This window comes from Colwellia maritima, from assembly GCF_022669015.1.
In the GTDB taxonomy this organism is placed as follows: Bacteria; Pseudomonadota; Gammaproteobacteria; order Enterobacterales; family Alteromonadaceae; genus Colwellia; species Colwellia maritima.
Window position 1 is genome coordinate 1,694,637 of sequence record NZ_JAKKSL010000001.1, and the last position, 23,431, is coordinate 1,718,067.

The window sequence follows — 23,431 nt, forward strand, 5'->3', positions numbered from 1 at the left end:
GGTTGCAGACAAGAAATAGATTAATTTGGTTTGTTATGACAAATAAAATTCACACGACCATTCTATCAATATAAATCTCAATGTTAGGTAATTGGAACGAAGTGCACTGCTGCATAAATAGAATGTCGAGAGTTTTGTTTATTGAACCCACTTGAATTAATGTGAATTGTTAATTGAGAAGCCGCTTGAATTTATTAGACTTTTATTATCTAATGAAACCGAGTAATAAAGCTAATTAAATAAAGTGTGATAAAGGAACATTTTATTAGCAGTATGTTTTTACCGTTTGTATTGAGTCTACATGATGATTTTTATTGGGATAACGCCTACTTCAGGGTAATGTTTAGCCATGAGTTCTGCGCTGTTTTTATAATTATGCAAACGGCTTATTCCAATTTTATTAGGATTGTTTGTGGCTAACAGTAAAGTAGTAGAAGGTAACATTCGACAAAAAAATAAAGCACTGATTTTTGATGCAGCCAAAGAAGAATTTGTTACTTATGGTTTTAAAGGTGCTTCTATTAAACGTATTGCAGAACGTGCAGCTATTCCTCGTTCAAATATACATTATTACTTTCAAGATAAAACTGACCTGTATCAGCAGTTATTAAGTAATATCATAGCGCTTTGGAATACCGATTACGATACGCTCAATGCAAATCAACCTCCCAAAGTTGCATTAAGTGCATACATTCGTGCAAAAGTAATGCATTCAAAAAACGACCCATATTCATCACGAATTTTTGCCAGTGAGCTAATTCATGGTGCACCTATATTAAACAACTATTTGAATACTGATTTTAAAGTGTGGTTGAAAAGTAAAGTCGCTATTATTAATACTTGGGTAGATCAAGGTTTAATTAACAAGGTAAATCCTCATCATCTGCTCTTTTTAATTTGGAGTTCAACACAACATTATGCTGATTTTAATGTACAAGTTTTGGCAGCTTTAGAAAAAAATGAAATGTTGGATGATGATTATGAAGCGGTTGTTACTTCTTTAACGGAAATAATTCTTAAAGGTTGTGGGATAGACTAGCATTGACATATTGTTAACAGTGTTTTTAGGGAAAACTGTCTATCTAGTCTAAACTTCATGACTTTATTTAAGCCAAGCTTTGGCTTATTGATAGACGATTTGTTTAGATTCACTAATACTTTAGCCAGGCCAATTGAGCCATGCATAATAGGTACTTTGGCTAATTATCATCTCTTTGTACAACTGATAATTTTTTTGAAAGAATTAAAAGGGTAATATAACAATGGAACAGACAAGTCAGGATAATAATCAACGAATGAATGATGCAGGGGGGATCGCGCGTTTTTTTAAGCTATCAGAACATAAAACTAATATAAAAACTGAGATTATGGCGGGAATAACGACCTTTGTCACTATGTCCTATATTATGTTTTTAAACCCTATTATTATGTCTAAAACGGGTATGCCTTTTGATGGGCTTTTTTTAGCTACCTGCCTTGGTGCTGCTATTGCAACTATCTTAATGGGGCTCTATGCCAACTGGCCTGTAGGGCTTGCACCTGGAATGGGGCTAAATGCTTTTTTTACTTTTTCGGTTGTGGGGGCAATGGGGTATAGGCGGCAAATAGCTTTAGGTACTGTTTTTCTTTCCGGGGTGCTGTTTGTCTTAATGAGTGTAACTCGATTACGGGAATGGATGTTAGATAGTATTCCAATGAGTTTACGTTTAGCGATGACCGGCCGGTGTGGGTTTATTCCTCGGTTTTATTGGTTTACGCTTTACCGGGATTGTTGTTCCTAACCCCGATAATATTGTTGCGATTGCAGATTTAACCCACTTTGGTTTTGGTGAGTTCGGCCCAGAAGCCCCCGCACTTGGTTTTCTTAGTTTTTTGCTTATCTCAGTACTGAGTTATCGTAAAGTTTTTGGTGCCGTGTTGATTGGGATTGCTATCACCACTTTTATTGCATTTGCGATGACATGGGTTTTGCCAGTAGAGTTCTTTATTGTCGCTGATGCCGCTAAAGGTTTTGCACCTGAATCGGGTTTTGTTACTTACAAAGGCTTAATGGCAATACCTGAATTTTCTGCGCTTGAACCTATTTTGTGGAAAGCTGACATAATAGGCGCTTTTCAAGTGGCCTTAATTCCTGTCATTGTAACTTTTCTTTTTGTCAATATTTTTGATACAGCAGGTACATTAGTGGGCGTTGCAGAGCGGGCTAACCTACAAGACAAAAATGGAAAAATACACGGTTTAAGTAAATCTTTAAAAGCTGATTCTATCTCCTCTGTTATTGGTACCGCTTTTGGTTGTCCTCCTGTAACCTCTTATGTGGAATCTGCTGCAGGTGTCTCCGTTGGTGGACGAACAGGCTTAACCGCTATTACCATTGGGGTGTTGTTTATTGTAGGAATGTTCTTTTTACCTCTTGCCCAAATGCTACCTGGATTTGCGGTTGATGGCGCACTTATTTATGTTGCTATGTTAATGATGAGTTCTTTAAGAGGGTTAGACTGGGATGACTTAACAGAATACGCACCGGCAGTATGTACTACAATTATGATGGCATTCACTTTTTCTATTGCTAATGGGATAGCTTTTGGTTTTATCACTTACACGGTATTAAAGCTGGGAGCAGGTAAATCTGCTGAAATATCAGGTGGTGTTTGGGCATTGACTATGCTGTTTATAGCTAAGTTTATCTTTTTGTCATCAGTCTAAATAGTTTGTGTAGTGTTAGTTACAAGGCATATGCTTAATCGAAAAACTATTTGCAAAAGGCATCAATGTATTTGTGAATATTAAAAAAAAGATAAAAACTAAGGTAAATATAAAACATGAAATTTTTTAATCTATTAGCAGTTTCGAGTAGAGCTTTGATTGTAACCTCGACATTAATCAGTACGTTTGCTTTATCAGAAACGTGGAGCAATACGGAAATACAGCTGCAAGCCCTTGGCACATTAGAGCGCGTTGGAACAGGTGGTGCGGCAGAAACAACTATTATCACTTTTCAGCATGCGGGTGGTTGGGAGTATGGAGATAATTTTTTCTTTATTGATCACTCACGTTACAGTGTTAATAATGATGCAAATTTTCCTGTTGATGATAGTAGTGAATTTTATGGCGAATGGTATTCAAACTTTAGTTTAGGCTCTATTACGGGTAAGAAATTAATATTTGGACCTGTTAGTGATGTGAGTATTGTTGCAGGCGCAAATTTTGCACCCGAAGTAGACAGCGTATGGTTATTGCCTGGTATAAGATTTTCTTTCGACTTACCTGGTTTTGCTTTTGCACAATTAAGTTTGACTGGATATTTACATCAAAGTGGTGGTAGTGAATCTTCTCCTGTTTTTACTGTAGTAGATGAAGACTCTAGTTTTATGCTTGATTTTGCTTGGGCATATCCTTTTACAATTGGTTCAACGAATTGGTCTATTGAGGGACACTTAGAGTATATTGATGGGCGTCAACAAGTGAATAGTTTTGGCACCACGGAGCTTGAATCTTGGATTTTATTTCAACCTCAAATACGTTTAGATTTAGGGGAGTTATTAGGCGGTAATTCAGGCAAAATGTTTGTAGGAATTGAGTATCAATATTGGAAAAATAAATTGGGTGAAAAAGGCACTGATGATAGCACAGCACAATTGCTAGCGGTTTGGCGGTTTTAAGGAATTAAGTAAACGTTTAGTATTTTTAGTTTAAAATAAGCGCATAGCAATCGAAATGGGTTGTACAGGTTATTAACTAAATTGTTGTCAATAATACTACTATTAAAGAACCATTTATTTAAAAATGTTAATTGAGAAATAAATATGTCGATAATTCAGTCAATGCGCCTCCCTTTTTTAGTGTTAACGCCCGTTTGTGTATTTTTGGCAATGGCAATAGCATCATACCAACAAGTTGATTATTCAATTTTTTCTACTTGTATTGCTTTAATTGGTGCTTTAGCCGCACACATTGCGGTGAACACAATTAATGAATATCAAGACTTTAAAAGCGGTTTAGATTTTGAAACCAAACAAACCCCTTTTAGCGGTGGTAGTGGTTTACTGCCGCCTAACCCGCATTTAGCGAATAAAGTGTTGGTGCTAGGTATATTCTCTATTTTGATTACGATCCTCATAGGATGTTATTTTATATTTTTATATGGTTATTCAATATTACCACTAGGTATCATAGGTTTACTTATCATCGTTACTTATACTCAGTGGATTAATAAAGCAGCCTTATTATGTTTAATTGCTCCGGGTTTAGGTTTTGGTACTTTGATCATTGGTGGGACGTATTTTTGTATAACAGGACATTTTAATAATAGTATGTGGCTGATTACCATTATTCCCTTTTTACTTATTAATAACTTACTTTTGTTGAATCAATTTCCTGATATTGATGCAGATAAAAGTACAGGAAGAAAGCATTTCCCGATAAAATATGGAATAAAGGCAAGTACCGTTGTTTATGGTTTGTTTGCTATGGTTGCTCAGTTGACGCTCGTATATTTGGTTATAACAAAGCAATTGCCAACATTGGCTTTGTTTACAATACTTCCTATGCTATTAAGTTATTTTTCTATGATGGGAATGATAAAACTAGGAAAAGATATCGCAATGCAGCCTCAGTTTTTAGCTGCAAATGTTGCTTGTAGCCTTTTAACACCATTAGTATTGGGTATTACACTGCTATTTTATATATATTTTTAATTCCAAACCGATTTTATGAGGATTTTTTCTATCTATTGTCATATTAAGTAGGTTTAATGCTAAATGCATAGACAAAAATTGAATTAACTTGGCGCTAAATATTTTTGCTAAGAATGCCAGTTATTACTTAATTGAACTATTATTAGTGTTATGCTTGTAAAATCACATTATTTAATTTAGATTTTGTGCAGCTATATATTTATAAATAATAATAAGGATTGGTCGGTATTTATGCCTTTTTTGCAACTAAAACTTGTTTCAAAAATTGAGATAGGTCAAAACAGCACATGTAGTTTTTCTCATCAAGGTGGTTCTATCGGACGGTCTAATGATTGTGATTGGACACTATTAGATGTTGACCGTTATATTTCCAATAAGCACGCGCTGATAAGTTATCAAAATGAACAATTCATCATAACTGACATTAGTAGTAATGGCGTATTTATTAATAATGCCAACATTCCGTTAGGAAAACAAAACACCCATATTTTAAATCAATCAGACCGTATTAAAATTGGTAGCTACGAAATAGAAGTTGAAAATTTACAAATTGTCGATACACCCGTACAAGTTGGTAATCAATCATCTCAAGTGGGTGACGGTGATTTATTAGGGTTAGTCATGGGCGATGACTCTTCCATGAATAATGATCAAGAAACAGATTATCTAAAGATTTCGACAAATGATCATTACGATCATCATTCGTCTGCTGATGAGGGGCTTGGTTTGAGTGATATACTGTCAGGCTCATCAAATTATAAAACACCTCCAGTAAGTAGCCCTTCTGCCTCTACTTTTGACAATTCAGAGCAGAATAAACCTGTATTTACTGAGTCTGATAAGCATCCTGTGAGCCATCAACCTCAAAGCCATCAACCTCAAAGTAATCAACCTCAAAGTAATCAACACTATGTCTCGAATGATGCTAGCATTCCTGAAGATTGGGAATTGTCAGGGATTTTACCTGCCATTCAAGATTACGAACCACCGAAACCTAATGCACCAATAGCTCAAGAGCCTACGGTAGAACCACAGACCGAACAACCTACTTTCATGGAGCCGGTTGCGCCTATTGAACAAGTTAAACCTATCGAGCCGGTTGCGCCTATCGAGCAAGTTAAACCTATCGAGCCGGTTGCGCCTATCGAGCAAGTTAAACCTATCGAGCCGGTTGCGCCTATCGAGCAAGTTAAACCTATCGAGCCGGTTGCGCCTATCGAGCCGGTTGCGCCTATCGAGCCGGTTGCCCCTATTGAGCAAGTTAAACCTGTGGAACAAGCAGCTGCTATTGATACACCAGTTTCTCATACGCCAGAGTTGGAAATGGAACCGAAAGCTGATATACCTTTACAAGAAGAAGTTGTCGTGTCAAAGGTAGCTACACCGACTCAATCCTCGAATGAACATGATAAACGCATTGATGCTAAAATTGAGCAGCCGATGCAAAGTGGTTCAAATGAATTCTTGCTTAAGTTGTACAACAAATTAGGTTTACCTAAAGAATATTTAGCCTCTATTGATGAAGATGTATTTGCTGAAGATATTGCCACTGTGATGCTATCAACGACTAAAGGCTTGATGTCACTGCTCAATAGTCGAACGGTTTTTAAACAAGAATCAAGACTGTCACTCACATCAGTTCAACCCAGATCAAATAACCCGATTAAATTCTCTATAGATCCGGCTGATACGTTAGAAATGTTACTTTTGAAAAAGAAAAAAGGATATCTCACAGCAAAAGAATCCTATGATGAAGCGGTGAATGATATTCAATTACATCAAATGGCCTTTTTATCAGGGTTGCAAGCAACAGTTACGGGTGTGTTAAATCAAATTTCGCCGGAGTCAATAGAAAAGCAAATCAATGAAAAGGGTCGTAGTTTTATGGGGTTAAAAGCTAGTTCACAATATTGGCAACTTTATAAAGAAAAACAAGAATTGCTCGCTAAAAGTGTAACGGAAAATCTAAATGAAGTATTAAGTACTTATTTTTCCGAAGCGTATCAAGCGCAAATCAACAATTTTAAAAACGATAAAAAATAAGGAAAAGGCATGTTAGATCTCTTCAAAAAACTGTGTATTGTTAGCTTGTGTCTATTTTTAACCGCTTGTAGTTCAACAACTGAAAATAATGTTGATTTTAGATATTTAATAAGTGCAGCTTCAGATATCAATCCTGATATAGAAGGAAAGCCCTCTTCGGTTATTGTAAGGGTATACCAATTAACCAATAAAATAAATTTTGAAAATGCAAATTATAATGAACTCTTTGAAAGTAATCACAATGCGTTAGGTACTGAATTTATTACTCTCAACGAATATTTTGTGGATCCAGATAGTAAGAATGATGTAGATTTAAAAATTTCTGAAAATGCAAAGTTTATTGGTGTTGTTGTAGGTTATCGAAGCGTTGATATGGTTACATGGCGTACTGTGATGAAAGTACCCGAAGGAAGCTTTTGGCGTGGCTCAGGATTAGAAATAAAAGTTGAAAAACTGTCAGTTCGTGTGATCGAAATTTAATGTCGCTCACCAGTAAGCTACTAACCAGTAAATAAAGGAAAAGTCTATATGGCATGGGAAAAGCGAGTCGTTTGGTCTGAAGGGATGATGTTGCAACCACAACATTTTCAGCAGCAATCTAGATTCCATGAGTCTCAACTTCAAAAGAGTATTGGCTTATGCCAACCACATTTTTGGGGTATCTCATCTATTGAAATAGATAAATCACATTTGAAAAATGGGAAGCTTTGTTTATCCTCAGCTCAAGGTATTTTGCCCGATGGTAGTTACTTTAATTTTCCCGATATTGATAACATGCCACCTGACACTTGATATAGATGAGAGTTTTTTAAACACTACTGTTTATTTGGCTGTTACTATTAGACGTTACGGTAACACTGAAACTTTTAGAGATAATGCAACGCAAAGCCGCTATGGCCTTGTTGAACATGAAGCTAGAGACGTTTCTGGCACATCCACAATGCCACAATCGCTTGAAGTTGCAGGGTTAAGTTTTTCGCTGAGAACAGACAAAGACGATAATAATGAATTTAGCTGCATTGCTATTGCTGTAATTGAAGATGTGAGTTTAAGTGGTGAAATTTCGTTAAAAGAACATTTTATTGCTCCGTGCTTAAATATTAAAACAAACGGCTATGTCTCTACTTTTTTAAGTGAATTGGTTAAATTAACACAACATCGTATTAGTGCCTTAGCTGCGCGCGTGTCAGTAGCAGGTAAGGCCACCACGAATGAAGTTACAGACTTTCTAATGCTACAATCGTTAAATAGGCATTATCCATCGTTAGTTAATTTGGACAGCCAAGAGCGGATTTCTCCCTATGATTTATATGAGAAATTTATCGGGTTAATTGGTGATATGAGCACGTTTGTAAAGCATGACAAACTCGTGCCTGATTTACCTGTCTATCAACAAAATAACTTAACAGAAATATTTTCTGTGTTAATTAATGAATTAAGACAAGTATTTAGTGTCGTTTTAGAACAAAACTCTCTGAACATTCCATTAATTGAGAAAAAATACGGTATTAGAATCGGTACAATTTCTGATAGTAGCTTGTTTACTTCAGCTTCTTTTATTCTCGCGGTAACTGCGGATATATCAACCGAAGAAATACGTCAATATTTTCCACCACAAGTTAAAATTGGAGCAGTTGAACAAATTAAAGAGCTCGTTAATGTTCAACTTCCTGGTATTCAATTAAATAATTTAGCCGTAGCGCCTAGGGAAATTCCGTATCAACGTAATTATGTTTATTTTGAACTGATTCAAAATGGTGAGTATTGGAATGCTTTAGTTGGTTCCGGTGGTATTGCATTTCATATAGGCACAAATTTTCCAAATTTAAATATGGAACTTTGGGCTATAAGGAGTAGTTAAGAGTGAACAATGATGACTTATCTAAAACGTTAATTATTCCAAATCCGGGCGGAAGAAGAAAGCCAAGCAATACGGCTGTATCTCCTTCTATTCCCTCAAATCCAGAACCAGTAGTCCCGCAAGCGCCACAACCTCGAATTACCCCGAATCAATTTGACTTTAATGAATCAATAAGCAAGGGCGAAAACGTTATTCTATCTTATGCTAGTAACATTTTAATGTTGGCGAATAATCTTAGGTCTTTAGAGCCGAATAATAGTATTGAGCAGTTACGCTTAGATATTGAAAAACTTGTGACTAAGTTTGATCAACAAATGCAAGATTCAGGATTGAATAAAGAGGTTGTGCTGACGGCTCGTTATTTGATTTGTTGTTTAGTTGATGAGTTAGTGCTTTCAACTCCGTGGGGATCGGACAGTGTTTGGAGTCATCAAACCTTGTTAGGTAAGTTTCATAATGAAACCTCTGGAGGAGAAAAGTTTTTTCTCATTGTCAATAAGTTATTGGAGCAACCCCAACGTAATATTGACCTGATTGAATTGTGCTATGTTTGTATATCCACAGGGTTCTGTGGTAAATATAGGGTAGTTAATCAAGGCGAGGGGGAGTTACTGCAAATTAGTCAAAAACTTTATCAACCAATAGAGAAGTATCGTCCCATTGATCGTGATTTATCACCTAATTGGCAAGGTATTGGTAAATCTGAAAAAAGTTTTGGAAGACGTTTACCTACATTATTTGTATACATATTATTTGGCTTTGTTTTAATTGCATTGTATATAGGCTTGTTAACAAGTTTAAAAACCAAAGTTGAACCCCTGTATCAAAAAATAGAATCAGTCGGTTGGAATGATTTTGTCCTTCAAATTAATGAAAACCGGCCTAAATCAATTGATGTAAATGCTATTGCGGATTCATTAAAACTGACATTGAAAAAATCTGTGGATGATAAAGTCGTGGCAATTGATGTTAGGGACAATATGCTTATCATTCGTCTCATTAGTACGGACTTATTTAAATCAGGTAGTAGTCATGTTAATGAAGACGCATTGCCTGATGTGAATTTACTTGTAAATTCAATTAAAGATTATGCGGATAGAGTCCTTGTTATTGGGCACACAGATTCAACTGGAAAAGCCGATTCAAATTGGGTGATTTCACGTAAACGAGCTGAAGCAATCGCGAAATGGTTAGAGAAAAGTAATAATAAATTAACGAATATTGTTACTCGCGGTGTTGCAGATACAGAGCCTTTTGTTAAAGATACCGATAATGACTATAACCAAAGTCTAAATCGACGTGTCGAATTAATACTTGTTTTGAAAGGATTATAATTGGCAATGGACAAAATAAAAAAAATAGTCAGTAGCGTGTGGTTTATTCCAACCATTTCTTTAATCTTAATCTTTTTGATCATTTGGTTTGCAGGGCCTTATTTCGCGTTCGCGGATTATTATCCCCTTGAGGCAGTAAGTAATCGAATTATCGTCATCATTACAATTTTACTCGTATATTTTTTGATTCAATTAGTAAAATATCATCGTAAAGTTAAGAATCAACAAAATATGGTTGCTGACATCACTGAGGATAACAGTGTCAATGATGTAATTAATGCGGAATCAACAGAGCTTAAGGATAAATTTAATCAAGCGTTTAGTTTGCTAAAAAACAATAAAGCAGGGCCTAGTTCTCTTACGGAGCTGCCTTGGTATATGATAATTGGTTCTCCTGGGAGTGGTAAAACAACATTACTGTCTAACTCGGGCTTAAAGTTTCCACTGTTTAATGAGTTTTCTAATCAAGCGATTCAAGGGGTTGGTGGTACGAAAAATTGTGATTGGTGGATAACGCAAGATGCTGTTTTATTAGACACAGGCGGCAGATATACCTCTCAAGATAGTCATCAAGAAGCAGATAAATCGGGTTGGACGAATTTTCTAAGTTTAATCAAAAAATATCGGAAAAAACCAGTTAGTGGCTTACTCGTTAGTTTTAGCATGTCTGATTTGATGACTTTAAGTGAATATGATCTTAACCAACAAGTTATGCAAATGAAACAACGTATTGCAGAGGTTAATGATTTTTTTGCTACCAAATTTCCTATCTATATCATTATTACTAAATCGGACATGGTTCCGGATTTAGTCAATTTTATGAAACTTTTTCGCACAAAGAAAGAGAACAAACCTTTGGTATTACATTTGAGCGAAATGAAAGTGTTGCGGGTGATTTACTTGCCTCGTTCACACAAAAATTTAGTGCGCTTATGCAGTCAATTACCCGAAGGCAGTGGCAACGTATTTCGCTAGAGCGAGATGCGAGTCGTAAGTCTTTAATTTATAGTTTTAGCGATCAGTTTGCAGATTTAAAGCCTGCGCTTGCTAATGTAATTGAAAATTTATCTAAACAAGATGATGGCTTAACCACAGGGATTGTACGTGGTCTTTATTTTACAAGTGGTACGCAATATGGTGCACCTATTGATAGAATGATTGCTAAAGTATCTCAAAATTTTGGTTTGAAGAATACAGCAAAAGCATTATGGAACAATGATCAGCGCAGCTATTTTATTAAAGAATTACTAAAAGACGTTGTGTTTCCTGAATCAGATCAATTTGGTGTGTTAACAGGATATGAAAACCGTAAAAATACAATCAAAAAAGTGTCTATGGCTGTAGCGGGAGTTTTTACTATAGCCCTCTCAATTGGTTTATTTATTAGTTATAGCAACAATGATCATTATATTACGTTAAGTGAGAAATCAGTTGATAGTTGGAGTGAGCAATATGAAAACTCAGATAATAGTGGAGATATTAGAAGTTATATCCCGGCATTAAATGACTTTTCAAATAACATTTCAGCATTAATCGAACTTGATGACGCCCAATTTTCTGGTTTAGGCTTAGCGCAATCTGATTCATTGCAAGGTGCATTAACAGCCAGTTATGGACGATTACTAAGTACGGTACTTTTGCCCTATGTAAAAACTGAAGTAGAATTGCAATTGAGTAATACTCAAGAGGCAAGTGAGCAATATCAAGCTTTAAAAGCATACTTGATGTTGTCAAAAACAGACAAAAGAGATGATGAGTTTTTAATTTTTTGGTTGCGACGAAATTTGAATAACAACAAATATTTCACGGCTACAGAATTTGTACAATTGTCTGCTCATATTGAGAACTTAATCCAAAACAAGATGGTTTTAGAGTCGATAGATGAACAACTTGTTGCTAAAACGAGGCAAAACTTACGCTCACAACCTATCGCTGACATCTATTACAAGCAATTTAAGCTTAACTATATCAAAGATACTGAGATGTTATCGATGGCGCAACTGGCAGGAACGGATTGGCGTTCGGTTATGTCTACTGATAAAGATGACATTCTGACTATTGCAAAACTATATACACCAGACGTATTTGCACAAGTCACCTCATCCGATATCAAAAAATATTTGCAAAAAGTTGAAACTGAATCATGGGTTTTAGGTGAAGGTAACGTAATAAATAAAGGCGCCCTAGGGGAGCAGTTAGAAAGAATCTATGCAAGGGACTATGTTAATAATTGGCAAGGTTTACTTAATTCTATTTCTATGAATAAAATTGACAATATAGATGCATTAAACTCTGCCCTCATGTTACTAAGCAGTGTTGATTCGCCATTGTTTTTATTGCTAGATTCAGCTTCTCAAGCAACAAAATTAGTTGAGGAAACATCAACGTCATCATTAGCTAATTTATCTGCAAAAGGCAGTGCTCTTCTTGATAAGTCAAAAAAAGTAAATGCATTGCGTAATAATGATACGTCTGAATACTTTATAACGTCACAATTTAATAAATTGCATGAATTGATGAGCGACGAGAGAAAAACGGTTGTACAGCAAAAAATGTCGGCAGTGATATCTGAAATTTCTGTTGCGCTAACTTTTAGCATGAAAAACGAACAAACTAAGATTGACGAAAGCGCTTTCAGTTCACTGGATGCTTTTGGGTATGTGCAGATTGAACCATTGAACTTATGGGTAAGTCAATTATCAAGCAATATTAAAAACATGCGTAGTCGACTACTTAAAAATAAAATAGACAAAGTTTGGCGGGAAGAAATTCTCGCTCAATGTAATGATATTATTTCATTTAAATATCCATTTGAAAAATCGGCTAGAGCTGATGCAAGTTTACGAGATTTACAAGATCTGTTCGGTACATCTGGTGTAATACATCAGTTCTTTCTTGAACATATACAACCCCTAATTAAGAGTAAAGCTTATCCATGGCAATGGAAGGATAATGTTGCTGAAACACATGGTTTCACCCCAGAAGTATTGGCGTTTTTTGAAAAACAAAATAGAATTCGAGACAGCTTATTTGTTATGGATGGCAATAGAGCGCAACTCGATTTCTCACTCAAACCAATATTTTTAGACTCACGTTTAGCTAAATTTAAAATGTCAATTCATGGACGAAGTATGAGTTATCAATTTGGTCGACCAATAACAACTAATGTGTCATGGCCACCTGAAAATTTCAGTGCGAATAGCCAGTTTACTTTTATTCGACGTGATGGTAGTGAAGTGGTAGAAATTAAAAATGGTCTGTTTGCTTTTTTCCGATTGTTAGATGGAGCTGATATCAATCAAGTAAATCGCAATAAAGTAGAAGTAACTTTTTCCAAAAATAATTTTAAAGCGATATATGAATTGTCAGGAAAAGGTAAAGTAAATCCAGTTATTTTTTCCCAATTGGCTAATTATAAATGTCTAACAGCGCTATAAAATAAATGATGAAAATAGGATATTTCGGAAAATTACCAGGTTATGGAGATTTCATTCAACGTAATGTGTCGCCTGAGTTTGTTAAACAATGGGATAACTGGTTACTAAAATCTATTGAAAGTTCACGTACGCAACTCGGAGAGCAGTGGCGGGGAAGTTACTTTAATAGTCCAATATGGCGTTTTGTTATTTCCCAAAAAGGATTGATTGATGCGCCAATAACTGGATTTATGATGCCAAGTGTTGATAAAAGTGGTAGATGCTATCCTTTTACGGTTATCTGCCAAGCAGATTGTGCAGTTAATCCTTTTGTCTTTGCGAAAGAGACAGAAGCTTTTCATGAATCAGCTGAAGATTTTGTGTTAAGTTTATTGGAAAAAGATCGGCCCGATCTTGATGAAATAGCCATCGTGCTTGCTGATATATATAAAAAGGTTGAAACCTTGACTTTCACTGGTGCTGATTTAGCTGCAACATCATCAATTATGGAGATTGCAGCAATGTCAGATATAAATACGCTTGATTTTGGTTTGAGTAATGACACGCTTTTAGAGAAATTATTGATGATGCAAAATATAAATATTTCTATTTGGTCAATGGAAGGTATTTCAGGTGTAGGTGCAAAAAAACGGTATTTTTCAGGAATGCCCCCAACGGATAATTACTATTCGTTTTTAATTGGAGCTGATAATTAATGAGTAATGCTTGGTATAGCTTTTCTGTCTCGGATGTTGGAAAAAAACGCACCGTAAATCAAGATTCAATATATGTTGATGATGATCAAAAAATTTGGGTCGTTGCTGATGGAATGGGAGGGCATAGGGACGGAGATAAAGCTAGTCAGGCTATTGTAAATGCTTTCAAACAATTAACATTTAGTAATGTTATGTCTGAACGATTGATCCAAATCGAAAAAAGTTTACGTGCATTAAATGTTGAATTACAAAATTATTCTACTAATACACTTAATGGCCAATTGATAGGCTCCACAGTTGTCGCTTTAACCGTTTGTCAGGGGATCTGTGCTGTTATTTGGGTGGTGATTCGAGATGTTATAAGCTTAACAATGGTCAAATTAGTCAAATTAGCGGGACCATAGTTACGTTGATGAATTATTACGATCTGGGCATATGGTTGAAGAAGAAGCTGCTACCAGTAAGTTATCCAATGTGATCACTCGAGCATTAGGTGCACATGAAGAGGTGTTCTTTGACCACGTAATTTTTCCTTATTCTGATGAAGATACTTTTCTACTTTGTAGTGATGGATTAACAAATGAAGTGCCGGATAAAAAGATTAGTGAGCTTGTTGTTCCTAAAGGGTGCTCTCAAGATGATATTGAACGGCTATTGACTGAAACATTGGATCATGGTGCTAAAGATAATGTTTCTATTATACTTGTGTCCAATAGTAAGCGTCGCCCACATAATGCTCATGAAAGTAAGCTTGTTGCATCCTATAGCCAGAAGTTAAATGAGCTTTCTGCCGCCTTATTCAATCGTGATATAGGGTTAGATCATTATTATTATAAAATGGCGGAAATTATTGACCACTCCATATCATCACATAATAGTTTTATTGGGCAAGAGACACAGGAAATTCCGTCAATAAAAATAGACGATGAGGAAAGAGAGTCGACTACGGCTGAGTTTCCTAAAATAACAAAATCAGAATCAGTACGTTCTCAATTGGATACTAGGTATCACTTTTTATTAACGATAATTGTTACTTTACTGCTAGTCCTTATCTATTTAGTTGTAAGTTAATTTTATGCTGTATTGATTACTTTATAGTGCAGTAACGTTTTAGATAATAGAAACAGTTTTAATTGTCCGTTTTTTTTACACTGGAAGATTAAAGGTATTGTTATATTTTTATTGTTTATTGATTTTTAAGGTTTTTTTGTTTTTGGTCTCTATCTTGCATTATTGATTTATATAAATAATGTATGTCATTATTCAGAAAATTATTGTCCCATTAAGGGCTTAAGGAAGTAGTATGAGTTCTAAATTATTAAATGCTGTATTAACCTGTTTGTTAACGCTTTGTCTTATGGGAAAAGCTAATGCAGGGTTATTGGTTGTTGGTGATTTGTATGAAGATTCCATTCAATCAGGACTGTATTGGGAATATGTTGGTAGTTTTGATTTGACAAATGAGTTTGATCCTGCGGGATCAAAAAAATCCTATAACGGTATTGAGGCGGCATTGCTTTTCTTTCCTGGACTTACAGCAAATGATATTGCACTAAGTACCAATGAAGAAAGTGACTATGCAGATATCGCTAATTTCCTTGTTAATCATCAAGCTTTTTATGATACATATGAGGGTGGTGCGTTAGGTGTAGATGGAATAGTTGAAAAGTTGGAAGATATATCACCTACTGATGTTAATGGAAATTCAAACTATGATTATTCTGGGGATATTTCTGCAAATGTCCATGATCGCGCTGCAACTAGAAGCGATATTGCTTTTTTAGAATCTCTTGGACAAACGGATCTACCACCATTATATGTAAATCATGTATTTAAAGCAGTGACTACTTCAGTACCTGAACCTTCTACTCTTGCTATTTTTGCTTTAGCTTTAGTTGGTTTAGCAAGTCGTCGCTTAAAAAGATAATATATTTATACTCTGTGAATCAGGCGGTGTTAATAAATTCCGCCTTTTATAGTTAACTATCATCGTTGTTGTTTACTCATCAGTTCAGTGTTATTGAAAGTTTTATGTTTAATAACAATCCTCTTTTAGTTAAAACTAAATTGCCTTACTTAGATTTTGTTATTAATATAAAGTTCTAAGATCACTTTTCTAAGGAATAGACTCAATGCTATTTATTGACTTTTTCCGCCAATTAGCCCATAAAGGGTAGTTAAAATAAACATTACAATGCTGTAAAAATGTTTATTGTAGTATTTAACAATTACCAGTCAACTTCAGTTTTTTAGATAATTTTATATATCTGGTAAACCAATTTATTAGGAATGTTGTCCATGGAAACTTATACCAACCCTCAAAATGCACAAATCATCGATATTAGCGGTGATGTTCGCTCGAACTTAGCTACTAATTTATTACAAGTTGGTGATACCGTAGAATCAGGTTCCATCTTGATATTAGCAAATAATAGTGAAATGACTGTTGTTTTAGCTGATGGCAGTCAACAACGTATTTATAAATCTGGTGATGAATTGTCGGGCGAAATACTTGTTGAAACTGTGTCTGTAGGAAATGAAAAAGTCATTGAAAATTCTGATGCGGTTGATGCAGATATTAACAATATCCAGAATGAAATTGAGGCAATTCAGGACTTAATTGCTTCAGAAGAAGATGTTGAACTTCCTGATACAGCTGTTGGTGTAAACGGGAATGAAGGTACAAGTTTTGTTACCGTAAACAGAACAGGCGATGAAACTTTAGCCGAAGCGGGTTATGATACAAGCGAACAGCAAAATACTATACCTGAAACAGATGAGCTAGATGTTCTTACATCGTCCTCTATTATTGATGACGATGAATCCGTCTCGACAAATGAAGACTCTATCATCACCGGTAATATATTAAATAATGCACAAACCCCCACCATGGCTGTCACAGGGTTTGAAGTCAATGGTATTACTTACAGCATTGGTTCTACAGCTTCATTAGACGAAGGTGAGTTAACGTTAAATAGCGACGGTAGTTATACGTTTTTACCAAGCGACAATTACAATGGTGATGTTCCAGTTGCCACTTATACTGTGCAAAATAGTGCCGGTGATAGAGATATCTCGACTTTATCTATTGTTGTTGAACCAGTAATAGATCTAGCCGATGACGACGAAGTTACCAATAATAATGAAGACACTACGATAACGGGGGATCTACTCATTAATGCTTCAAGTCCTGATGACCCGTTAAGTGTAACTGGGTTTGAAGTCGGGGGGCAGACATACGAAATTGGTGATACCGCGATCCTTGATGAAGGTGATTTAACATTAAATGAAGATGGAAGTTATACCTTTGTCCCTACTGAAAATTATAATGGACCAGTTCCTATTGCCACCTATTCTGTACTAGATGGGGCAGGCGATCAAGTTACCTCAACATTAACTATTGTAATTGATCCTGTTAGTGATTTAATTGATGAAAATGAAGTTGTCACTATTGAAGAAGATACTACATTAACGGGTAATGTATTAACAAATGCTTCCGACCCTGATAATCCTATTAGTGTGAATGGTTTCGAGGTTGGCGGTGAAATCTATAATATTGGTGATACAGCTATTCTAGATGAAGGTGAATTAACAATAAATTCTGATGGTAGTTATATCTTTGTGCCAACAGACGATTATCACGGCGATGTACCTGTTGCAACCTATACGGTGGAAGATGGTGCGGGCGATTTAGATACCTCAACGTTAACTATCTCTGTTGAGTCGGTGAAGGATTTAACAGACGATGATGAAGTCGTCAGTATAGATGAAGATACTACGTTAACAGGTAATGTATTAAACAACGCCTCAAGTCCAGATGAACCATTAACCGTTACAGGTTTTGAAATTGGGGGAAATACTTATGCTATTGGCGAGACAGCGTCCATAGTTGAAGGTAACTTAACTATCAATGCTGATGGTAGTTATAGTTTTGTACCTAGTGATAATTATAATGGTGACGTTCCTGTTGCAACTTATACAGTTGAAGATGGCGCAGGTGATGAAGATATCTCGACGTTGACAATCACTGTTAATCCAGTAAGCGATCTAATTGATGGTGATGAAGTAGTAAGAATAAATGAAAATACTGGTGTAACAGGTAATGTGTTAAGTAATGCATCAACTCCAGATAATCCTGTATCAGTAACTGATTTTACGGTTGGTGGTATTAACTATGTGGTTGGTTCGACGGCAGAGCTACTGGAGGGTAACTTAACTATAAATTCAAATGGTAGTTATACATTTGTACCAAGTGATAATTTCACTGGGGTTGTTCCTGTTGCTACTTATACCGTAACTGATGGTGCGGGGGATACTGATTTATCTTCTTTAAGAATAACCGTTGATGGGGTGGGGAACAACCCACCTGTTGCTGCTAATGATAGCTTTATCCTGATTGATACTAATGACGGTAGAATTGCGTCAGGCAATGTGATTTCTCACAATGATGGTGATGGCATTGTTGATACTGATGGCGGTGATGGCGGCGCGTTGAGTATTACGCACGTTAATGGTTCTCCTTTGGTGTTTGATCCTAGTGGTTACGCATCAATTACACTACCTAACGGTATTCTTACTATTAATGCTAGTGGTGATTTCACTTATAGCGATAACACTGATGAAGGAAGTGATGCCGGCTTTAACTATACTTTAAGCGATGGCACTGATATTGATACCGCCACGGTTTCAATAACCGTAGAGCCTTTAGATAACATCCCACCTGTTGCCGCTGACGATAGCTTTACGGTCGATCAAGGTGAAAAAGTGACAGGCAATGTCATTACCCATATTGATAATAATGATGGTGTGGCTGACACAGACGGCGGTGATGGCGGCGCGTTAACCATAACGCACGTCAACGGCACCCCGTTAGTGTTTGATCCGGTAACCGGTTATGCAACGGTCACCTTAGCCACCGGGACGTTATTAATCAACGCCGATGGTGGTTTTGAATTTACAGACAGCAGTAACGATGGTAGCGATGCCGGCTTTGAGTACACCTTAAGTGATGGCACTGACGTTGACACGGCGACGGTGTCAATTGACGTCGTGCCTGCAAACATCCCACCTGTTGCCGCTGACGATAGCTTTACGGTCGATCAAGGTGAAAAAGTGACAGGCAATGTTATTACCCATATTGATAATAATGATGGTGTTGCTGACACAGACGGCGGAGATGGTGCTACATTAACGGTAACGCACGTAAACGGCACCCCGTTAGTGTTTGATCCGGTAACCGGTTATGCAACGGTCACTTTAGCCACCGGGACGTTATTGATCAACGCCGATGGTGGTTTTGAATTTACAGACAGCAGTAACGATGGTAGCGATGCCGGCTTTGAGTACACCTTAAGTGATGGCACTGACGTTGACACGGCGACGGTGTCAATTGACGTCGTGCCATATGATAACATCCCACCTGTTGCCGCTGACGATAGCTTTACGGTCGATCAAGGTGAAAAAGTGACAGGCAATGTTATTACCCATATTGATAATAATGATGGTGTGGCTGACACGGACGGCGGAGATGGTGCTACATTAACGGTAACGCACGTCAACGGCACCCCGTTAGTGTTTGATCCGGCAACTGGTTATGCAACGGTCACCCTAGCCACCGGGACGTTATTAATCAATGCTGATGGTGGTTTTGAATTTACAGACAGCAGTAACGATGGTAGCGATGCCGGCTTTGAGTACACCTTAAGTGATGGCACTGACGTTGACACGGCGACGGTGTCAATTGACGTCGTGCCTGCAAACATCCCACCTGTTGCCGCTGACGATAGCTTTACGGTCGATCAAGGTGAAAAAGTGACAGGTAATGTTATTACCCATATTGATAATAATGATGGTGTTTCTGACACAGACGGCGGAGATGGTGCTACATTAACGGTAACGCACGTCAACGGCACCCCGTTAGTGTTTGATCCGGTAACCGGTTATGCAACGGTCACCCTAGCCACCGGGACGTTATTGATCAACGCCGATGGTGGTTTTGAATTTACAGACAGCAGTAACGATGGTAGCGATGCCGGCTTTGAGTACACCTTAAGTGATGGCACTGACGTTGACACGGCGACGGTGTCAATTGACGTCGTGCCTGCAAACATCCCACCTGTTGCCGCTGACGATAGCTTTACGGTCGATCAAGGTGAAAAAGTGACAGGCAATGTTATTACCCATATTGATAATAATGATGGTGTTGCTGACACAGACGGTGGAGATGGTGCTACATTAACGGTAACGCACGTAAACGGCACCCCGTTAGTGTTTGATCCGGTAACCGGTTATGCAACGGTCACCTTAGCCACCGGGACGTTATTAATCAACGCCGATGGTGGTTTTGAATTTACAGACAGCAGTAACGATGGTAGCGATGCCGGCTTTGAGTACACCTTAAGTGATGGCACTGATATTGATACCGCGACGGTGTCAATTGACGTTGTGCCTGCGAACATCCCACCTGTTGCCGCTGACGATAGCTTTACGGTCGATCAAGGTGAAAAAGTGACAGGCAATGTCATTACCCATATTGATAATAATGATGGTGTTGCTGACACGGACGGCGGAGATGGTGCTACATTAACGGTAACGCACGTAAACGGCACCCCGTTAGTGTTTGATCCGGTAACCGGTTATGCAACGGTCACCTTAGCCACCGGGACGTTATTAATCAATGCTGATGGTGGTTTTGAATTTACAGACAGCAGTAACGATGGTAGCGATGCCGGCTTTGAGTACACCTTAAGTGATGGCACTGATATTGATACCGCGACGGTGTCAATTGACGTTGTGCCTGCGAACATCCCACCTGTTGCCGCTGACGATAGCTTTACGGTCGATCAAGGTGAAAAAGTGACAGGCAATGTCATTACCCATATTGATAATAATGATGGTGTTGCTGACACGGACGGCGGAGATGGTGCTACATTAACGGTAACGCACGTCAACGGCACCCCGTTAGTGTTTGATCCGGTAACCGGTTATGCAACGGTCACCTTAGCCACCGGGACGTTATTAATCAATGCTGATGGTGGTTTTGAATTTACAGACAGCAGTAACGATGGTAGCGATGCCGGCTTTGAGTACACCTTAAGTGATGGCACTGACGTTGACACGGCGACGGTGTCAATTGACGTCGTGCCTGCAAACATCCCACCTGTTGCCGCTGACGATAGCTTTACGGTCGATCAAGGTGAAAAAGTGACAGGCAATGTTATTACCCATATTGATAATAATGATGGTGTTGCTGACACAGACGGTGGAGATGGTGCTACATTAACGGTAACGCACGTAAACGGCACCCCGTTAGTGTTTGATCCGGTAACCGGTTATGCAACGGTCACCTTAGCCACCGGGACGTTATTGATCAATGCTGATGGTGGTTTTGAATTTACAGACAGCAGTAACGATGGTAGCGATGCCGGCTTTGAGTACACCTTAAGTGATGGCACTGACGTTGACACGGCGACGGTGTCAATTGACGTCGTGCCTGCAAACATCCCACCTGTTGCCGCTGACGATAGCTTTACGGTCGATCAAGGTGAAAAAGTGACAGGCAATGTTATTACCCATATTGATAATAATGATGGTGTTTCTGACACAGACGGCGGAGATGGTGCTACATTAACGGTAACGCACGTAAACGGCACCCCGTTAGTGTTTGATCCGGTAACCGGTTATGCAACGGTCACCCTAGCCACCGGGACGTTATTAATCAATGCTGATGGTGGTTTTGAATTTACAGACAGCAGTAACGATGGTAGCGATGCCGGCTTTGAGTACACCTTAAGTGATGGCACTGACGTTGACACGGCGACGGTGTCAATTGACGTCGTGCCTGCAAACATCCCACCTGTTGCCGCTGACGATAGCTTTACGGTCTATCAAGGTGAAAAAGTGACAGGCAATGTTATTACCCATATTGATAATAATGATGGTGTTGCTGACACAGACGGTGGAGATGGTGCTACATTAACGGTAACGCACGTAAACGGCACCCCGTTAGTGTTTGATCCGGTAACCGGTTATGCAACGGTCACCCTAGCCACCGGGACGTTATTAATCAATGCTGATGGTGGTTTTGAATTTACAGACAGCAGTAACGATGGTAGCGATGCCGGCTTTGAGTACACCTTAAGTGATGGCACTGACGTTGACACGGCGACGGTGTCAATTGACGTTGTGCCTGCGAACATCCCACCTGTTGCCGCAGATGATAATTTTAGTATTTACCAGGGTGGAAGCGTTACTGGCAATGTCATTACCAACAATGATGGTGACGGCGTAGTTGATCATGACGGCGGCGATGGTGCTACATTAACGGTAACACACGTTAATGGTAATGCCTTAGTATTTGCACAGAATGGTGAGGCGACTGTAACGGTTGACGGTGGTATTTTAACCATTAGCGCTGAAGGGCAATTTACCTACCAAAATAGTGAAGGTTTTGTATTAGGTTCCACTTACCCCAGTTTTGAATATACAGTAACGGATGGAACGGATTCTGATACGGCAGAGGTTGTGATCTCTGTAGAAGATACCGCACCATTAGCTGTAGATGATAATAATTATGTTAATTATAAAGATAATGCGGGATTAAGTGTAAGTACACTAGTTAGGGGGATTATACTTGAAAGTATTGCTACAGGCGGTAGTTCAGGTGATAGAGCTGATAGTTCTCCAGATGGTACTGTCATATTAACGCAAGTCGAATTTGCCGGACAAGTTTATGCTTTTGATGACACGACAACATCATTTACTATAAATACTGATTTTGGCCGATTTATAATTGATAATCAAGGAAAGTACTTTTTTATCTTAGATGCAGGTATTGATGTTACCACAATCCCTTCATCACTTCAGTTTGACTATACCATTAAGGATGGTGATGCGCTTAATGCAGAAACTGATGATGCAGTGTTAACTATTCATTTTACGCATGTTGTTAGTGGCGGACGGTCTACAACTTCTGATGAAGGAGAGTTAATTGATTTATCTTTAAGTGATCAAGTAACTGACTTTATGGTGAATAAGGAAGGTAATGATCCTGATTATAATGTTGACCTAAGTGACCTTTTTGTTCATAAAAATATTGAGAGTCTTGACAGTTATTTAAACTTTGATGAGCCATCGGCTAATGCTGAAACAAATGCCTCTGATGAAGCCTTAGTTCTTGAAAGTGTCGATCTTAATAATATTAAGGGAGATGAAGAGACAATCGTTACTAATGGTTTCTTAAATGAAGGGGCAACAATATTGAGTGATTCAACACCAGAACATTTGCCAAAACAAACTGAGCTTGACTCGAGTGATTTTTTATAATTAAGTATTTAAATTTTGTAAATAATTACAATGATCTAAT

Annotated in this window: 15 protein-coding genes and 1 pseudogene; all 16 read left to right on the forward strand. The window is 37.8% G+C overall.

All coding sequences use genetic code 11. The annotated features are described in order from the left end of the window. Positions 1-412: 412 nt before the first annotated feature. The 16 genes and pseudogenes from L3081_RS08365 (at position 413) to L3081_RS08430 (ending at position 23,391) form a co-directional block, all read left to right on the forward strand. Positions 413-1,039 (forward strand): TetR/AcrR family transcriptional regulator, encoded by a 627-nt coding sequence (locus L3081_RS08365; protein ID WP_242284840.1) that lies wholly within the window; start codon positions 413-415, stop codon positions 1,037-1,039. Positions 1,040-1,262: 223 nt separating this feature from the next. Next, positions 1,263-1,781 carry a solute carrier family 23 protein gene (locus tag L3081_RS28990; RefSeq protein WP_420839707.1) on the forward strand — a complete coding sequence of 173 codons (519 nt, stop codon included), beginning with the start codon at positions 1,263-1,265 and terminating at the stop codon, positions 1,779-1,781. Next, positions 1,726-2,706, forward strand: a complete 981-nt coding sequence (locus L3081_RS08370; protein WP_420839708.1) for an NCS2 family permease — start codon at positions 1,726-1,728, stop codon at positions 2,704-2,706. The genes L3081_RS28990 and L3081_RS08370 overlap by 56 nt, the downstream gene beginning before the upstream one ends. A gap of 116 nt (positions 2,707-2,822) precedes the next feature. Beyond that, complete coding sequence (locus L3081_RS08375) at positions 2,823-3,662, forward strand: hypothetical protein (protein WP_242284842.1); 840 nt, start codon at positions 2,823-2,825, stop codon at positions 3,660-3,662. Positions 3,663-3,806: 144 nt separating this feature from the next. Beyond that, a complete protein-coding gene (locus tag L3081_RS08380) occupies positions 3,807-4,697 on the forward strand; it encodes a prenyltransferase (RefSeq protein WP_242284843.1) in 891 nt (296 codons plus the stop codon). Positions 4,698-4,928: 231 nt separating this feature from the next. Next, a complete protein-coding gene (gene tagH, locus L3081_RS08385) occupies positions 4,929-6,740 on the forward strand; it encodes a type VI secretion system-associated FHA domain protein TagH (protein WP_242284844.1) in 1,812 nt (603 codons plus the stop codon). Positions 6,741-6,749: 9 nt separating this feature from the next. Beyond that, positions 6,750-7,220: a type VI secretion system lipoprotein TssJ gene (gene tssJ, locus L3081_RS08390; RefSeq protein WP_242284846.1), complete on the forward strand. Its 471-nt coding sequence runs from the start codon at positions 6,750-6,752 to the stop codon at positions 7,218-7,220. Positions 7,221-7,268: 48 nt separating this feature from the next. After that, a complete protein-coding gene (gene tssK, locus L3081_RS26625; protein ID WP_274620376.1) occupies positions 7,269-7,532 on the forward strand; it encodes a type VI secretion system baseplate subunit TssK in 264 nt (87 codons plus the stop codon). Between the two features lie 34 nt (positions 7,533-7,566). Continuing rightward, positions 7,567-8,601 (forward strand): type VI secretion system baseplate subunit TssK, encoded by a 1,035-nt coding sequence (gene tssK, locus L3081_RS08395; RefSeq protein WP_274620377.1) that lies wholly within the window; start codon positions 7,567-7,569, stop codon positions 8,599-8,601. Positions 8,602-8,603: 2 nt separating this feature from the next. Beyond that, on the forward strand, positions 8,604-9,935 hold the full coding sequence (icmH, locus tag L3081_RS28130) for a type IVB secretion system protein IcmH/DotU (RefSeq protein WP_242284848.1): 1,332 nt from the start codon (positions 8,604-8,606) through the stop codon (positions 9,933-9,935). Positions 9,936-10,313: 378 nt separating this feature from the next. Next, positions 10,314-13,372: pseudogene (gene tssM, locus L3081_RS08405) on the forward strand (type VI secretion system membrane subunit TssM). A gap of 5 nt (positions 13,373-13,377) precedes the next feature. After that, on the forward strand, positions 13,378-14,067 hold the full coding sequence (gene tagF, locus L3081_RS08410; protein ID WP_242284850.1) for a type VI secretion system-associated protein TagF: 690 nt from the start codon (positions 13,378-13,380) through the stop codon (positions 14,065-14,067). Further along, positions 14,067-14,471, forward strand: a complete 405-nt coding sequence (locus L3081_RS08415) for a PP2C family protein-serine/threonine phosphatase (protein WP_242284852.1) — start codon at positions 14,067-14,069, stop codon at positions 14,469-14,471. The genes tagF and L3081_RS08415 overlap by 1 nt, the downstream gene beginning before the upstream one ends. A 31-nt stretch (positions 14,472-14,502) precedes the next feature. Then, positions 14,503-15,138: a PP2C family protein-serine/threonine phosphatase gene (locus L3081_RS08420; protein WP_242284854.1), complete on the forward strand. Its 636-nt coding sequence runs from the start codon at positions 14,503-14,505 to the stop codon at positions 15,136-15,138. 232 nt (positions 15,139-15,370) lie between these two features. Further along, positions 15,371-15,994, forward strand: a complete 624-nt coding sequence (locus L3081_RS08425; RefSeq protein ID WP_242284856.1) for a PEP-CTERM sorting domain-containing protein — start codon at positions 15,371-15,373, stop codon at positions 15,992-15,994. A 371-nt stretch (positions 15,995-16,365) separates the two neighbouring features. Next, the gene (locus L3081_RS08430) at positions 16,366-23,391 is read left to right on the forward strand and encodes an Ig-like domain-containing protein (RefSeq protein WP_242284858.1); all 7,026 of its coding nucleotides are present in this window, start codon (positions 16,366-16,368) and stop codon (positions 23,389-23,391) included. The last annotated feature ends 40 nt before the right edge of the window (positions 23,392-23,431 follow it).

What these genes read in the sequence shown, in the direction of transcription:
- L3081_RS28990 (WP_420839707.1), top strand. Translation starts at nt 1,263, where the DNA reads ATGGAACAGACAAGTCAGGATAATAATCAACGAATGAATGATGCAGGG.
- L3081_RS08415 (WP_242284852.1), top strand. Translation starts at nt 14,067, where the DNA reads ATGAGTAATGCTTGGTATAGCTTTTCTGTCTCGGATGTTGGAAAAAAA.
- tagH (WP_242284844.1), top strand. Translation starts at nt 4,929, where the DNA reads ATGCCTTTTTTGCAACTAAAACTTGTTTCAAAAATTGAGATAGGTCAA.
- tagF (WP_242284850.1), top strand. Translation starts at nt 13,378, where the DNA reads ATGATGAAAATAGGATATTTCGGAAAATTACCAGGTTATGGAGATTTC.
- L3081_RS08380 (WP_242284843.1), top strand. Translation starts at nt 3,807, where the DNA reads ATGTCGATAATTCAGTCAATGCGCCTCCCTTTTTTAGTGTTAACGCCC.
- tssK (WP_274620376.1), top strand. Translation starts at nt 7,269, where the DNA reads ATGGCATGGGAAAAGCGAGTCGTTTGGTCTGAAGGGATGATGTTGCAA.
- L3081_RS08425 (WP_242284856.1), top strand. Translation starts at nt 15,371, where the DNA reads ATGAGTTCTAAATTATTAAATGCTGTATTAACCTGTTTGTTAACGCTT.
- L3081_RS08375 (WP_242284842.1), top strand. Translation starts at nt 2,823, where the DNA reads ATGAAATTTTTTAATCTATTAGCAGTTTCGAGTAGAGCTTTGATTGTA.
- tssJ (WP_242284846.1), top strand. Translation starts at nt 6,750, where the DNA reads ATGTTAGATCTCTTCAAAAAACTGTGTATTGTTAGCTTGTGTCTATTT.
- L3081_RS08430 (WP_242284858.1), top strand. Translation starts at nt 16,366, where the DNA reads ATGGAAACTTATACCAACCCTCAAAATGCACAAATCATCGATATTAGC.
- L3081_RS08420 (WP_242284854.1), top strand. Translation starts at nt 14,503, where the DNA reads ATGGTTGAAGAAGAAGCTGCTACCAGTAAGTTATCCAATGTGATCACT.